This is a genomic window from Flammeovirgaceae bacterium, assembly GCA_015180985.1.
Classification (GTDB): Bacteria; Bacteroidota; Bacteroidia; order Cytophagales; family Cyclobacteriaceae; genus UBA2336.
The window spans coordinates 2,062,895-2,077,064 of the sequence record CP054185.1 but is presented as its reverse complement, the minus strand read 5'-3'; the positions used below and the strand labels follow the sequence as shown (position 1 = coordinate 2,077,064).

The 14,170-nt window shown below is 48.0% G+C and carries 13 protein-coding genes; 8 read left to right on the top strand and 5 right to left on the bottom strand.

Annotation, left to right across the window (positions count from 1 at the left end; all coding sequences use genetic code 11):
* Together xth and HRU69_09740 are read right to left on the bottom strand one after the other, a co-directional pair.
* Entirely contained in the window at positions 1-777 is a 777-nt protein-coding gene (xth, locus tag HRU69_09745; protein ID QOI97754.1) for an exodeoxyribonuclease III, read from the bottom strand.
* A gap of 78 nt (positions 778-855) precedes the next feature.
* Positions 856-1,017, bottom strand: a complete 162-nt coding sequence (locus HRU69_09740) for a hypothetical protein (protein QOI97753.1) — start codon at positions 1,015-1,017, stop codon at positions 856-858.
* A gap of 133 nt (positions 1,018-1,150) precedes the next feature.
* Between HRU69_09740 and HRU69_09735 the strand changes: the two genes are divergently transcribed.
* From HRU69_09735 to HRU69_09715, 5 genes are read left to right on the top strand one after another with little or no spacing between them, the layout of a single operon-like run.
* Positions 1,151-2,515: a histidine--tRNA ligase gene (locus HRU69_09735; GenBank protein ID QOI98885.1), complete on the top strand. Its 1,365-nt coding sequence runs from the start codon at positions 1,151-1,153 to the stop codon at positions 2,513-2,515.
* A complete protein-coding gene (gene hutH / locus HRU69_09730) occupies positions 2,509-3,996 on the top strand; it encodes a histidine ammonia-lyase (GenBank protein ID QOI98884.1) in 1,488 nt (495 codons plus the stop codon). The genes HRU69_09735 and hutH overlap by 7 nt, the downstream gene beginning before the upstream one ends.
* 3 nt (positions 3,997-3,999) lie before the next feature.
* Positions 4,000-5,889, top strand: coding sequence for a gliding motility-associated C-terminal domain-containing protein (locus HRU69_09725; GenBank protein ID QOI97752.1), 1,890 nt, complete (start codon positions 4,000-4,002; stop codon positions 5,887-5,889).
* Positions 5,890-5,934: 45 nt separating this feature from the next.
* A complete protein-coding gene (locus tag HRU69_09720; GenBank protein QOI97751.1) occupies positions 5,935-6,270 on the top strand; it encodes a YbaB/EbfC family nucleoid-associated protein in 336 nt (111 codons plus the stop codon).
* Positions 6,271-6,292: 22 nt separating this feature from the next.
* Positions 6,293-7,297, top strand: a complete 1,005-nt coding sequence (locus HRU69_09715) for a glycosyltransferase family 2 protein (protein ID QOI97750.1) — start codon at positions 6,293-6,295, stop codon at positions 7,295-7,297.
* Positions 7,298-7,307: 10 nt separating this feature from the next.
* Here the strand turns inward: HRU69_09715 and HRU69_09710 are convergent, their stop codons facing one another.
* On the bottom strand, positions 7,308-7,523 hold the full coding sequence (locus HRU69_09710; GenBank protein ID QOI98883.1) for a PspC domain-containing protein: 216 nt from the start codon (positions 7,521-7,523) through the stop codon (positions 7,308-7,310).
* A gap of 194 nt (positions 7,524-7,717) precedes the next feature.
* Between HRU69_09710 and HRU69_09705 the strand changes: the two genes are divergently transcribed.
* On the top strand, positions 7,718-9,487 hold the full coding sequence (locus HRU69_09705; GenBank protein QOI97749.1) for a hypothetical protein: 1,770 nt from the start codon (positions 7,718-7,720) through the stop codon (positions 9,485-9,487).
* Positions 9,488-9,615: 128 nt separating this feature from the next.
* Positions 9,616-10,596, top strand: a complete 981-nt coding sequence (locus HRU69_09700; GenBank protein ID QOI97748.1) for a pyruvate dehydrogenase complex E1 component subunit beta — start codon at positions 9,616-9,618, stop codon at positions 10,594-10,596.
* Positions 10,597-10,610: 14 nt separating this feature from the next.
* On the opposite strand, the gene HRU69_09695 is transcribed toward HRU69_09700, so the two are convergent.
* Both HRU69_09695 and fahA read right to left on the bottom strand, forming a co-directional pair.
* Entirely contained in the window at positions 10,611-11,441 is an 831-nt protein-coding gene (locus HRU69_09695) for a flavin reductase family protein (GenBank protein ID QOI97747.1), read from the bottom strand.
* A 3-nt stretch (positions 11,442-11,444) separates the two neighbouring features.
* Positions 11,445-12,719: a fumarylacetoacetase gene (gene fahA / locus HRU69_09690; protein QOI98882.1), complete on the bottom strand. Its 1,275-nt coding sequence runs from the start codon at positions 12,717-12,719 to the stop codon at positions 11,445-11,447.
* Positions 12,720-12,810: 91 nt separating this feature from the next.
* Between fahA and HRU69_09685 the strand changes: the two genes are divergently transcribed.
* Positions 12,811-14,166 (top strand): rRNA methyltransferase, encoded by a 1,356-nt coding sequence (locus HRU69_09685; GenBank protein ID QOI97746.1) that lies wholly within the window; start codon positions 12,811-12,813, stop codon positions 14,164-14,166.
* The last annotated feature ends 4 nt before the right edge of the window (positions 14,167-14,170 follow it).

The window sequence follows — 14,170 nt, the reverse complement described above, 5'->3', positions numbered from 1 at the left end:
TCATACCTCAACACGCAACCCCACCGGGCAATGGTCTGATCCAAAATATTCATTGTAAATCATGGCCTGCTTAACCGAAGGAAGTAATTCTTTACTCACCAGGAAATAATCAATGCGCCAGCCCACGTTGCGGGCCCGTGCGTTAAACATGTAGTTCCAGTAGGTGTATTTTACCGCTTCGGGGTGGAAATGCCGGAAGGTATCCACAAACCCGGCATCGAGTAAACGTTGAAAGCCGTCAATCTCGCGTTGTGTATAGCCGGCCGATTTATTGTAGTTGTCTTTTGGCCGCGCAATATCAATGGGCTGATGCGCCACATTCAAATCGCCACAAACAACAACCGGTTTCTTTTGTTGCAGTTCAACCAGGTACTTGCGGAACTCCTCATCCCATCGCTCGCGGTAATCAAGCCGCTTAAGCCCCTCGCCTGAGTTGGGCGTGTACACCGTTACCAGGAAAAACCACGGGTACTCGGCTGTAACCACCCTCCCTTCCTGGTCGTGTTCGGCATAGTTCATATCGTAGGTTACAGCCAGCGGTTCGGTTTTGGTAATAATGGCCGTGCCCGAATACCCTTGCCGGGCTTTTGATGAGTTAACAAAACCCCTATAGCCCGGCAGCAACTCCAGTACATTTTTTACTTCTTCCACCGAGGCCTTCGTTTCCTGCAGGCACAGCATATCGGGGTTAAGGGTTTTAATGTCCTTCAGGAAATCTTTCTTAATAATAGACCGGATACCGTTTACGTTCCAGCAAACCAGGTGAAGCATGGGCATGGTTGGTGTGGATTGTTTACAAAAATAAAAATCCCGGCTCAGGCCAGGATTATGAATCAGCGGGAAGGATGGGGGCGCTTAGCTTTTCTTATCTTTCTTTGCCTTGAACTCTTCCTTTATCTTTTCGATATCAACATTCTTGATAACCGGCTTGGCGTTCTGAATCTTCAGGGTTTGGCGCCTTACGGCACTTTTCGAACGGTCTTTGCGGTTTTTGCGCTTTAATCGGGTAACTGCCATGGTATTTCGTGTTTAGCGGGCGCAAAAATGCTCAGGAAATTCTGGATTTACAACAACTACCCTTAGCGGGTTATCAATAACAACGAATACTGAACCTTGAACCTTGAATATTCCTGCTTAGTTTTGGGCGATGATGGAAAAACCCGGTCTCCCAAAAGGCACACGCGACTTCGGTCCGCAGGTTATGGCCAGGCGGAATTATATTTTTAGAATTATCCGAACCGTCTTTCAGCACTATGGCTTCCAGCCACTTGAAACACCGGCCATGGAAAACATCGAAACCCTTACCGGTAAGTATGGCGATGAAGGCGACCAGTTGTTATTCCGTATTTTAAACAGCGGTGACTTTTTAAAAGACGTTCCTGAAAATCAAAAGTCTGAATCAAAAAGTTTAGTACAACACATTGCTGAAAAAGGACTCCGCTACGACCTTACCGTTCCCTTTGCCCGTTACGTGGTCATGAACCGGCATGACATTACGATGCCCTTCAAGCGCTACCAGATGCAGCCCGTGTGGCGGGCCGACCGGCCGCAAAAGGGCCGCTACCGCGAGTTTTACCAGTGCGATGCCGATGTGGTAGGAACCGATTCACTTATCTGCGAAGCCGAGCTCATTCTGATGATAAAAGAGGTGATGAGAGGACTTCAAATTCCGGACTATACCATTAAAGTAAACCACCGCGAAATTTTAAACGGCATTGCCGAAGTACTTGGCGCATCCGGAAAGGAAACAAGCTTGTTTGTGGCGATTGATAAACTGGATAAAATCGGTGAAGAAGGCGTGCAACACGAGTTGCAGACTAAAGGATTTACAAACGCACAGTGTGATAACTTATTTAAACTTCTGCGAACCGGTGGCAACAACAAAGCCAGGCTTCAATCGCTGGCGGATGTATTTAAACGCTCACCACACGGCCAAAAAGGACTTGCCGATATAAACAAGGTACTTGAATTACTTGACCTTTACAAACAGGATGATACACACGTTGATTTCGATCTGGCCCTGGCCCGCGGCCTCAGTTATTATACCGGGTGCATCTTCGAAGTGAAAATCAATGGCGTAGCCATCGGCAGCGTTAGCGGTGGCGGACGCTACGATAACCTTACCCAGGCCTTTGGATCAAAGGAAAAACTTTCAGGTGTGGGAATTTCGTTTGGTATTGACCGCATCTATGATGCACTTGAAGAACTAAAGCTGTTTCCGGCAAGCACACAGGCTGCAGCCACCGTGCTGGTGTGTCATTTTGATGAGACCAGCTTTGCCTACGGAATCGGAGTACTTGCACAACTCCGAAGCAAAGGTATTGCTGCTGAAATTTACCCTGAGACCGCCAAACTCAAAAAACAACTTGACTATGCCAACAAAAAGCAGATACCTTTTGCTGTTGTGATTGGCCCGGAAGAAATTACTACAGGCAAACCGGCCGTTAAAAACATGAACACCGGTGAGCAGGAGAATCTGACACCAGAAGAAATCATCAAAAAAACCAAATCGTGATCTTCTCCCTTAGACCTGAACCCCTTGGCCTGGAACAACTCTCTGTCCTCATTGAAAAAGAAGTACAGTTACAGCTGTCCGATGAGGTGAAGAAGAAAATTGAGCGGTGCCGTTCCTATCTCGATGAAAAACTGAAAGACAACACCCACCCGATTTATGGCATTAATACCGGTTTCGGATCACTGTATAACAAATACATTTCAGCGGATGACCTCGAAAAACTTCAGGAAAATCTGGTGAAGTCGCATGCCTGCGGCACCGGCCCGCTGGTTCCGGATGAAGTTGTAAAACTGATGTTGTTTCTGAAAATCCGGTCGCTGGGCTATGGGCACTCGGGTGTACAACTTCAAACCGTTGAGCGACTGGTTCAATTCTACAATAACAACATCTTTCCACTGATTTACGAAATGGGTTCTCTGGGGGCTTCGGGCGACCTTGCCCCACTGGCCCATTTGTCGTTGCCACTTATCGGTTTAGGTGAAGTTCACCACCAGGATAAAACACTAACCGGTGCCGAACTGAATAAAAAATTCAACTGGCAGCCCATCCATTTCAAAGCCAAAGAAGGGTTGGCTCTGTTAAACGGAACACAGTTTATGCTGGCCTATGGCGTGTGGTGTACATACCATGCCCACCGCCTGCTGCAGCTGGCTAATTTAATTTCAGCACTTTCGCTGGATGCCTTTGACGGACGGATTGAACCCTTTTTACCGAATGTTCACGCTATTCGTCTACATACCGGGCAAGGCCGCATTGCCAAAGAAATTGTTGAACTGCTTCACGGCAGCGAACTTATTGCACACCCAAAAAAACACGTGCAGGATCCCTACTCCTTCCGTTGCATCCCCCAGGTTCATGGAGCTACTTTCGATGCACTTGATCACATAACCAACACGATTCTCATCGAGGTAAATAGTGTTACCGACAACCCGAATATTTTTCCGGAAGAAGACCAGATTATTTCGGCCGGTAATTTTCACGGCCAGCCGCTGGCGCTGGCACTGGATTTTTTATGCATCGCATTAAGCGAACTGGGCAGCATTTCCGAACGCAGAACGTTTCAGCTTATTTCGGGCGCCCGCGACCTGCCCAATTACTTAGTGGCCAACCCGGGTATTAACTCAGGCATGATGATTCCGCAATACACAGCCGCTTCGCTGGTAAGCCAAAACAAACAACTCAGTACGCCCGCTTCAGTTGATTCCATTGTTTCTTCCAACGGCCAGGAAGATCACGTAAGCATGGGCGCCAATGCCGCCACCAAAGCTTACCGAGTCGTAAATAATCTGTATTCCATTCTCGCCATCGAATTACTTACGGCAGCACAGGCCCTTGAATTCCGCAGGCCGATAAAATCATCGCCCCGGATTGAAAAGTTTGTAAATACTTTCCGCCAGGTGGTTCCGTTTGTAGAACAGGACCGTGTGCTGCACAACGACATGCAGCGGGCTGAAAAATTTATCCGTGAAACTCTATTTTAAAGAATGCGCCTCAGTTTTCTTCTGGTAGTTCTGCCAACCCTGGGCTTCGGGCAATTCGTAAGCACAGGCGGCCGCTTTGAAATTGACCAGCGGAAAGGATGCGCAGCCCTAACAGTAACCATTACCAACGCCAACCTGATAACCACGGGCGAGTGCACCGGCCTGAAACCATGCGACATGGTTTGGGGCGATGGTACTCCAATACAGCAAAATGTGTTTTCCCACACCTACACCCAACCGGGCACCTATACCTTGCAGGTTAATTATCAGAATATCGGCCCGGATCAAATCCAGATAACAGTCAGACCCAACCTGCCGCCTGAATTCAACATTTTTACCTGCAACGGCAACCAGGTTCAGGTTCGGGTAACCGATACCAACTACGATGCCTACATCATTAACTACAACGATGCCTCGCCCGAGGTACAGGTGCCCAAAGGCAGCCTGGCTGTTAATAATCATACGTTCGGATCCGGAGGCTCAAAAAATATTTCGGTACGGGGCAAAGATGTAAATGCAGCAGATAATTGCATGTCGAATACTCAATCGGTTGTGGCCCTGGCCACCTTGCCCACTCCGTTTATTGATGAACTACGCGTAGTAAGCGGCAGCCAAATCGATCAGGACCTGGTTACCGGGGCCAACATTCAATACCGGCTCGAAATAGCCACCAATAACAACAGCACCTTTCAACTGGCGCAGACAGTATATAATTCAACAGCAGCATCGCTAACCAATCTCCGACCCGATGACAACTACTACTGTTTCAGGTTGGGCGCGTTTGATATGTGTACCAACACCACCACAGCCTATTCTAACATTATATGCAGCACCAATTTTGATTTGGCCATTCAAAACAATGTAAACAACCTAACCTGGGTAACGCATCCGGCAGGCATTGCCAATTTTTCGGTAAACCGCGATGGAACTACCCTCGCCACACCAGTTGCATCACCTTACAGCGATACCAATATTACCTGCGGAACCACCTACTGTTACCAGGTTACATCAAGCTACGCCAATGGCAGCCAAAGTATTTCGCTACAAAAATGCGGACAAGCCATATCCACCGATATACCTACAGCCACCAATAATGTTACCGCGGTTGTGAGTACAGCCGGTGTGGCCCTCACCTGGCTGCAGGATGTGGCCTTCACACCGGTGGAATACACGGTGTTCCGAAAGTCAGGATCAGGTTCATTCGGACAGATAGGCCAAACTACTGTTCAAAATTTTACCGACAACCAGTACACCACAGCCGGTGAATTTTGCTACCTGATTAATTACCGCGATGTGTGTGGAAATGCGTCCTCACCGGGTTTGGAAGTTTGTCCGATCAGGCTGGCAGGCAGCCTGACCAACGAAAATGCCGTTAACCTCAGTTGGACACCCTACGCAGGCTGGCGTAACGGAGTGAGCAACTACGTGGTGGAGAAATACGATGCCGGTGGCAGTCTGGTTCAGGTGTTTAATACCGGTACAAGTACAACCTTGTTTGATGATGCCGAAGATCCGGCTAACCAGGTTTTTCGCTATGTGGTTAAAGCAAACGCAAACGATGGTGGACTGGGCCAGGCCGTATCCAACGAAATAAGTATCATCAAAGAACCCAAACTGTATTACCCGACCGCCTTTACGCCCGATAACCAGGGACCGCCAGGCAATGAGATTTTTAAAGTATTCGGCCGGTACATTGCCCGCTTTGAAATGAAAATTTACAACCGCTGGGGAGAACTGTTATTTGTATCCGATAACCTTGATACCGGATGGGACGGCACCTTTAAAGGAAAAGAACAACCCGAAGGCACGTATGCCTTTGTGGCCAGCCTGACCGACCTGGCCGGGCGATCATTTACCCGCAGCGGATCGGTGGTACTGCTCCGAAAGAAATAGCCAGCCCCGATTTTTAAGCACACCCGCATACCTTACCTTTGCACCATGATTGACATGATGAAAATGATGGGCAAAATGAAGGAAGTTCAGGCCCGTTTAAAAGAAGCGCAGGATAACCTGGTAAACATCCGAGCCCAAGGCGAATCAGGAGGCGGCATGGTGAAGGCCACGGTAAACGGAAAAAAGCAACTTATTGCACTGGATGTGGACGCCAGTTTGCTCAAAGCCGATGACAAAGTCATCGTTCAGGATCTGATTGTTGCTGCAATCAATAAAGCGATGGAAGAGGCTGAAATGCTGGCCAAAGAATCGTTGCGCAAAAGCACCGAAGGATTACTGCCCAATATACCCGGAATGGATTTAGGAAGCATGATGGGATAACTGCATACTATACTTACCCACCTTGAATACCGCCATTGTAATCCTCAACTACAACGGAGAAAAATTACTCCAACAGTTTTTACCCGGTGTTATCCGGAATTCACCCCATGCCCGTATTATTGTAGCCGATAATGCATCAACCGACAATTCGGTTGCAATGCTGCAAAAAGATTTTCCGCAAGTTAACCTGATTAAACTCGATCATAACTTTGGATTCTGCGGTGGATACAACCGTGCACTCAGCCAGGTTGAGGCAAAATACTATGTATTGCTAAACTCCGATGTAGAAGTTACCGAAGGCTGGCTGCAGCCGATGCTTGCGTTACTGGAGCAGCAGCCCGGGGTAGCGGCAGTTCAGCCCAAAATTTTGTCTTATCACCGAAAAGATCACTTTGAATATGCCGGAGCCGGAGGCGGCTGCCTGGATGCACTCGGCTACCCGTTTTGCAGGGGAAGGTTATTTAATTACACCGAGAAAGACGAAGGCCAATATAATGACATCCGCCCGGTATTCTGGGCAAGTGGTGCCTGTCTGGTTATCCGGTCAGAAGTTTACCGCCAGTTCAGCGGTTTGGATGAAGACTTTTTTGCACACATGGAAGAAATTGACCTGTGCTGGAAAATACACCGAAGCGGCAGGCAGGTACTCTATTGCGGTATCAGTGCTGTTTACCATGTCGGGGGAGGTACGCTGTCACAATCAAGCCCGGTTAAAACGTATTATAACTTTCGCAACGGCCTTAACCTGCTCATCCATCACCTGCCCGGATGGAGACTTGTGTTAACGCTTCCGCTGCGTATTGGCTTAGACTACCTGGCGGCCGTAAAGTTCCTGGTTGAAGGAAACGCCAGTCATGCAAGTTCGGTGTTAAAAGCACATTTCCGCGTTGTTACCTCGCTGTTAAATACTGTTAAGAAGCGGAGGCGATTAAGGCAACAACTCCCCTATTCAATACACAATATCTACCGGGGTTCAGTGGTATTGTTGTACTACCTGCTGGGCAGAAAAAGCATCCAATTGAAATAGTTTAGGCCGTTTAATAATCCCAAACAGGATTACGCCTGCGCAGGTATTTACGCAGGTTCATAATAAACGCCAGGCCCAGATAAATAATAATAGGCGAGCCAAACGTGATAAACGAGGCATAAATAAAAAACAACCTAACCGTAGATGTAGCAATACCCAGTTTTTCGCCCAGTCGCGTACATACGCCAAAGGCATATCCTTCAAAAAAAAGCTGAATGCGGTCAATCAGTTTACCCATAATTAATGGCCTCTTAACCGGTAATGGGGTTATTTAACGATTAAAAACACGAATACAAATATAGGGTTCCGACCCATGCTTAATCCAGGGCTAAAATCTTTATTTTTTGACTATAATTGCAAAAAAAGGTCGCTAAATGTACTTTTGCGACTCGATTAAAAGCAACCTTAAATCAAATTCAAATGAGAAAATTAGTTTACGCATTTCTAATCGCAGGCGTGTTAAACCTTGCGGGGTGTACCCTCCCCCAGATGGTGAAAATGGCGAAAGACCAGCAATTAACCGTTACACCCAACCCCCTTGAGGTGCATAAGGATACCGTAGTATTTTCAATGGCAGCCAACCTGCCTGTGAAGATGCTCAAGAAAGGAACGGTTTACACCCTTAATACTTTCTATAAATACGGTGATCAGGAAACTGCCCTGGATCCGATTACCTTCAACGCCAACGATTATCCGAACAGTTCAACCGAACAACCGCGCGTAAGCAAGGATTTTTCATTTGCCTATAAGCCGGCCATGAAGTCGGGTATTGTTCAGGTAGAAGGTGTAGCCACCAAAGGCAGCAAATCAAAAGCCACTCCGCGCATGGACGTTGCAGTGGGTATCATTACCACTTCCAAGCTGGTTAAACCCGTTTACTTTGCCGCCTATGCTGCTCACGGTTATAACAACCAGGAAGAAATTATTCCTGTAGTGATCCCTGATTTTATTTTTGAACAGGGTCGTTCGGTGTTGCGTAAATCCGAAATCCAGAGCGATAAGGGAAAGCAACTGGATGCCTTCATCGCATCAAAAAATGTAACCAAAACCGTTACCATCACCGGTACCCACTCACCCGAAGGTGCCGAGCGCATAAACAGCAAGCTTTCGCCTGATCGCGCCAAAGCCATTGAAAAGTTCTACCGCGATCAGATGAAGAAGTATGATTATAAGGGCAAGGCTGATTCCATTCAGTTTGTTCTGAAACCCATCATCCGCGAGTGGAACGAATTTAAAACTGCATTGTCAGCATACCAGGGAATTTCATCTGAAGAAAAAGCTGAATACCTGAATATTATTAACGCTGGCGGTAGCTTTGAAGACCAGGAGAAACAAATGAAGAAACTGCCTACTTACAAAAAAGTGTTCAAGGAAGTTTACCCTGGTTTGCGTACAGCTAAAACAGAAATCCTGACCATCAAAGACAAAAAAACTGATGAAGAAATTTCTGTATTGGCAAAACAAATCACAACCGGCCAGGCTGCTGCCGATGCGCTTTCGTTTGAAGAGCTGATGTATTCAGCTACGCTTACTCCTTCGGTAGAAGAAAAAGCAGCCATCTACGAAGCCGCTACGAAAAAGGGAACCTACTGGAACGCACACAACAACCTGGCTGCTGCTTACATCGGGCAGGCTCTCGCCAACCCTTCCAATGCATCTTCATTGATGGATAAAGCCCAGGCCCAACTGGACATTGCCGCACGCCTCAATGCAGCACCCGAAGTAAATGCCAACCTGGCTTCCGTAGCCCTGTTTAAAGGCAATGCGTATGCAGCCTATAACTACGCTAACCGTGCTTCGGCACTGCGTGGCGACAATGCAGCCGGATTAAACGGTGTAAAAGGTTCGGCCGCCATTACTACTGCCCGCTACCGCGAAGCAGTAAGCGCGTTGTCATCAGCCGCCAATACAGCTGATAACCTCTTTAACAAAGGGCTGGCGCAAGTACTCAATAAAGAATATCAAAACGCCATTACTTCGTTTAACGAGGCCACCCGCCTCAACAGCAATCACGCCCTTGCTTACTACGGTGCTGCCGTGGCATCCGCCCGTTTGGGTAATGCCGATGGCGTAGTGAGCAACCTGACCAATGCCGTTAAAGCCGATCCTTCGCTGAAGGAAATGGCATTAACCGACCTTGAGTTTGCAAAATGGAATACTACCGAGGCATTCCGCAATGCATTGAAATAATAAGGTTCGCTTAACCAATAAGAACCCTGGCCCTGCGTCAGGGTTCTTTTTTTATTTCAGATTTACAGAAATTCATTTTATAGCCTGATTCCATCCCTTATTTTTACAGCCTTTCAACAAAGTTTTGTATGCGAGAAATCCAGTTCCGTGAAGCCCTGCGCGAAGCCATGAGCGAAGAAATGCGCAGAGACCCTGCCGTGCTGCTGATGGGTGAAGAAGTAGCCGAATATAATGGCGCCTACAAAGTAAGCCAGGGAATGCTTGATGAGTTCGGGCCGGAACGGGTAATCGATACGCCTATATCAGAACTTGGTTTTGCCGGAGTTGGCGTTGGCGCAGCTATGAATGGTTTGAGGCCTATTGTTGAATTTATGACCTTCAATTTCTCGCTGGTGGCTATTGACCAGGTGATTAATTCAGCCGCCAAAATGTACTCCATGTCGGGCGGACAATACAACGTCCCGATCGTGTTCCGCGGACCCACCGGAAATGCCGGCCAGCTTGGCGCACAACACTCGCAGAACTTTGAAAACTGGTATGCCAACTGCCCGGGTTTAAAAGTAGTAGTACCCTCCAACCCGTACGATGCCAAAGGCTTGCTAAAAACATCCATCCGCGATAACGATCCCGTTATTTTCATGGAAAGTGAACTGATGTATGGCGACAAGGGCGATGTACCGGCTGAAGAATACCTCATCCCCATCGGGGTGGCCGATGTAAAACGACAAGGCACCGATGTAACGATCGTTTCCTTTGGCAAGATTATGAAAGTAGCACTGGCCGCGGCACTGGAGCTGGAAAAGGACGGCATATCGGCCGAAGTGATTGACCTGCGCAGTGTACGCCCGATTGATTATGCAACGGTGGTGGAATCGGTAAAGAAAACCAACCGGCTGGTAATTGTTGAAGAAGCCTGGCCGTTGTCTTCTATTTCAACCGAAATTACCTACCACATACAGAAGCACGCATTTGATTACCTGGATGCTCCCATCCATCGCATAACAAGTGCAGATGCACCCCTGCCTTACGCGCCAACGTTAATCCAGGCCATACTGCCAAATGTTGAACGCACGGTGCGAGCAGTGAAAGCAGTGATGTACAGGGATTAAGACCACGCAGTTAATTAGCCGGCAAGAATCCTCCAAGCGCCTGCAACATCGCCACGGACAAGTACTTCCTTAGCTTTTTGATGAATGGCTGTATCTGAAGCCCATTTACCAGGCTGAACAACTGATGGAAGTTGCTCGACCCCGGCCAGCAAAGCCAGATCGGAACCGCTGAACACCGGGCTGTTTCGAACGGCCTCCGGCAGTTGTTCAATGCCAATGCCCAGTTTCAATCCCGGTTGAGGCAGCCGGAACAAACTATCCCCGTTTGCGCGACAATACCAATCACCACCCATACGGGCCACGGCATCCAGTTTAAACGGATCGATTTTTCCTTCAGCATCCAGCACACTGTCATCAATGTGCATCAGCAGGACTTCGCAAATAACCAGGTTACCGGCTGCACCTCCATCGCCAAGGCTAATCACATTATTCACCTTACACTCCATGCTGATTTTTGATTCACCAACTCTCGGAGGCTTTACCTTTACGGAAGGGATTTGGGTTAATCCGGCTTTGATAAACTCATTCACGCCTTTGGGGTATTCGGCACTGGCTAAAGAGGTTTGTTGCACTATAGAGTAACTCACAACATTGATAACCACCTCCGGTACTTCCAGTACATTCTCGTATGTATTTTTTACTGTATTATCTCTTCCCCTGCGGGCGGGTGAAAAGATAAGAATAGGCGGGTTGGCGCTGAATACATTAAAGAAACTAAACGGACTCAGGTTTACTTTGCTTTCCTTATCTACAGTGCTGGCAAAAGCTATGGGCCTTGGGGCAACAGCACCAAGCAGGTAGCTGTGCATTTTAGGTACCGGTGTTTCTTTGGGGTCTATCTGCATAGTTTATTGTAAAGCCGGTAAAATTGTTCCTCTGCACTCACCAAAGCCAATGTGCACTCCATCTCGTTCGGCATAGCCCCGAAGCACCACCGTGTCGCCATCGTCAATAAAGCTGCGTTTGCTTCCATCGGGTAATTGCAACGGCCTTGATCCGTTCCAGGTTAACTCAAGCAATGAACCATAGGACTCCGGTGTGGGACCGCTAATCGTGCCCGATGCATACACATCGCCTACCTGGATGTTGCACCCATTAACCGTATGGTGGGCCAGCTGCTGGTTGATGTTCCAGTACAGGTATTTCGTGTTTGAGCGGCAAATGGTAATCGCCTCACCCTGTTGTGGTTTCAGGCTTACCTCCAGGTTGATGTCAAAATTTTTTGTGCCGGTTGTTTTGAGGTAAGGTAATACTTCCGGCTTTTGTTCCGGACCGGCCACTCGGAAGGGTTCAAGCGCATCCAGTGTAACGATCCAGGGAGAAATAGAGGAACCAAAATTTTTCGACAGAAATGGCCCAAGCGGAACGTACTCCCATTGCTGAATATCGCGCGCGCTCCAATCGTTAAACAACACCATCCCGAAAATAATATCATCAGCCTCTGCTACCGAAACCGGTTTACCCAGTTTTGTATCCTGACAGGTTATGAAGGCCATCTCCAGTTCAAAATCCAGTTTACGGGTTGGTTCGAATATCGGGTTTTCGGAATCCGGAAGTTTAATCTGTCCTTTCGGCCGGTGCAGCGATGTTCCGGATACAACAATGGATGAAGCTCTGCCATGATAAGCCACCGGCAAATGCTTCCAATTGGGTAGTAATGCATTTTTCGGATCTCGAAACATACTGCCCACATTGGTGGCATGCTCCTCGCTACTGTAAAAATCGGTGTAGTTACCAACCCGCACGGGCATCAGCATTTGCACCTCGCTCATCGGAATCAAAGCAATTTCGCGGGCGGCAACGTGGGCCTTCAACTCCTCATTATCGTGGCGAAGCAGTTCCGAAATGCGGTTACGTACCTCACGCGCCTTTTTTCGCCCGAGCGCCATAAAACTGTTCAGGTAAGTTTGATTAAATACTCCGGGAGGCAGACCGAGGCCATCCAGAAACCCGTGCTCATGCAAGTACACCAGGTCAAGCACATAATTGCCGATAGCCACTCCGGCTACCGGTGAGAGGTACTTGGTTTTAAAAATACCAAACGGCAGGTTTTGGATAGGAAAGTCGGACCCCGCGGGTACTTCTACCCAGCTTTTCAGTTTCGGATTGTTTGCGCTAATCATGCTCAGCAATGAATCAGTCAAAAATAGAAATGATTACCGATATTACGATTGCTCAGGTACCACGGCAACAAAAACTATTAACTTTAACCGGATGGCTGATGCTGTAACCTTACCGCCCGAGTTTGAAGTGCAGATGCAGGCCCTTTTGGGCAACAGCTATGTTAACTATAAACAAAGCCTTTCACAACCTGCAAGCACCAGCATCCGGATCAATCCGCATAAACCGGTCACCATCCAGGGCGAACCCGTGCCGTGGAGCATGTATGGATATTACCTTGCCGAACGACCGGTATTTACCCTTGACCCGCTGCTTCATGCTGGGGCCTATTATGTTCAGGAAGCCAGCTCCATGTTTCCGGAACAGGTAATCCGGCAAACAGCACTGACAGAAAAACCTTTACGGGTACTCGATCTGTGCGCTGCCCCCGGAGGTAAATCAACCCACCTGCTCAGCTTACTCCATCCGGATAGTCTGCTTATTGCTAATGAAACCATCCGCGGGCGTACAGCCATACTTACCGAAAACATCATCAAGTGGGGGCATGCCAATGTTTTGGTTACGCATAACGATCCGCAAGATTTTGGTGAACTGAAAGGGTTCTTCGATATGGTTGTTGTAGATGCACCCTGCTCGGGCGAAGGGCTTTTCAGAAAAGACGAAAATGCACGAAGCGAATGGTCGTTGAATAACGTGCAGTTATGCTCGCGCAGGCAACAACGGATTATTGACGATGCATGGCCCGCACTGAAAGAAAACGGAATTCTTGTTTACAGCACCTGTACCCATAACCGTTCAGAAAATGAAGAAGTAATTGAACGACTGATAAAAACCCGGGAAGCCGAGCCAGTTGCCCTAAACATTCAGAAATCCTGGAACATCGGGGTGAGTACCGGTAAGGCTATCGGTTACCGGTTTTATCCGCACCGCGTTAAAGGCGAAGGCTTTTTTCTGGCCGCCATCCGCAAGTTAGCCCTGCAAAGCGAAATACGGATAAAACCAAAAAGCAACATCGCACCTCTTAAAAAAGAGGAACGGGATAGGATAAGTGACTGGCTAAAAAATCATGACGGGTTTTCTTTTTTTCTGCACAATAATCTTATTCGGGCACTACCTGGTGATCGGGCTGATGAAATTGAATTCCTTACTCAGCACCTCAACGTGCTGCTGGCCGGCACTGCAGTTGCCACGGCCGGTCGGGATAAACTGGTACCCGAACATGCTGCCGCACTTTCCGTCCACCTGAATACTCAAAACTTTCCATGCATTGACCTATCCCTGCCACAAGCCCTGGCCTATCTTCGGAAAGAAAGCATTCCCGTTGATTCAACTCATACGGGTTTTGCACTTGTTACTTACAAAACCATTCCATTAGGCTGGGTAAACGTACTTGCCAACCGGGTCAATAACCTCTATCCATCGGCCTGGCGAATCCGCATGAAGCCATAACCGG

Coding starts and splice junctions, on each gene's coding strand:
- HRU69_09695 (QOI97747.1), bottom strand. CDS start 11,441: ATGCAGATAGACCCCAAAGAAACACCGGTACCTAAAATGCACAGCTAC.
- HRU69_09740 (QOI97753.1), bottom strand. CDS start 1,017: ATGGCAGTTACCCGATTAAAGCGCAAAAACCGCAAAGACCGTTCGAAA.
- fahA (QOI98882.1), bottom strand. CDS start 12,719: ATGATTAGCGCAAACAATCCGAAACTGAAAAGCTGGGTAGAAGTACCC.
- HRU69_09725 (QOI97752.1), top strand. CDS start 4,000: ATGCGCCTCAGTTTTCTTCTGGTAGTTCTGCCAACCCTGGGCTTCGGG.
- HRU69_09700 (QOI97748.1), top strand. CDS start 9,616: ATGCGAGAAATCCAGTTCCGTGAAGCCCTGCGCGAAGCCATGAGCGAA.
- xth (QOI97754.1), bottom strand. CDS start 777: ATGCCCATGCTTCACCTGGTTTGCTGGAACGTAAACGGTATCCGGTCT.
- HRU69_09705 (QOI97749.1), top strand. CDS start 7,718: ATGAGAAAATTAGTTTACGCATTTCTAATCGCAGGCGTGTTAAACCTT.
- HRU69_09735 (QOI98885.1), top strand. CDS start 1,151: ATGGAAAAACCCGGTCTCCCAAAAGGCACACGCGACTTCGGTCCGCAG.
- HRU69_09685 (QOI97746.1), top strand. CDS start 12,811: ATGGCTGATGCTGTAACCTTACCGCCCGAGTTTGAAGTGCAGATGCAG.
- HRU69_09720 (QOI97751.1), top strand. CDS start 5,935: ATGATTGACATGATGAAAATGATGGGCAAAATGAAGGAAGTTCAGGCC.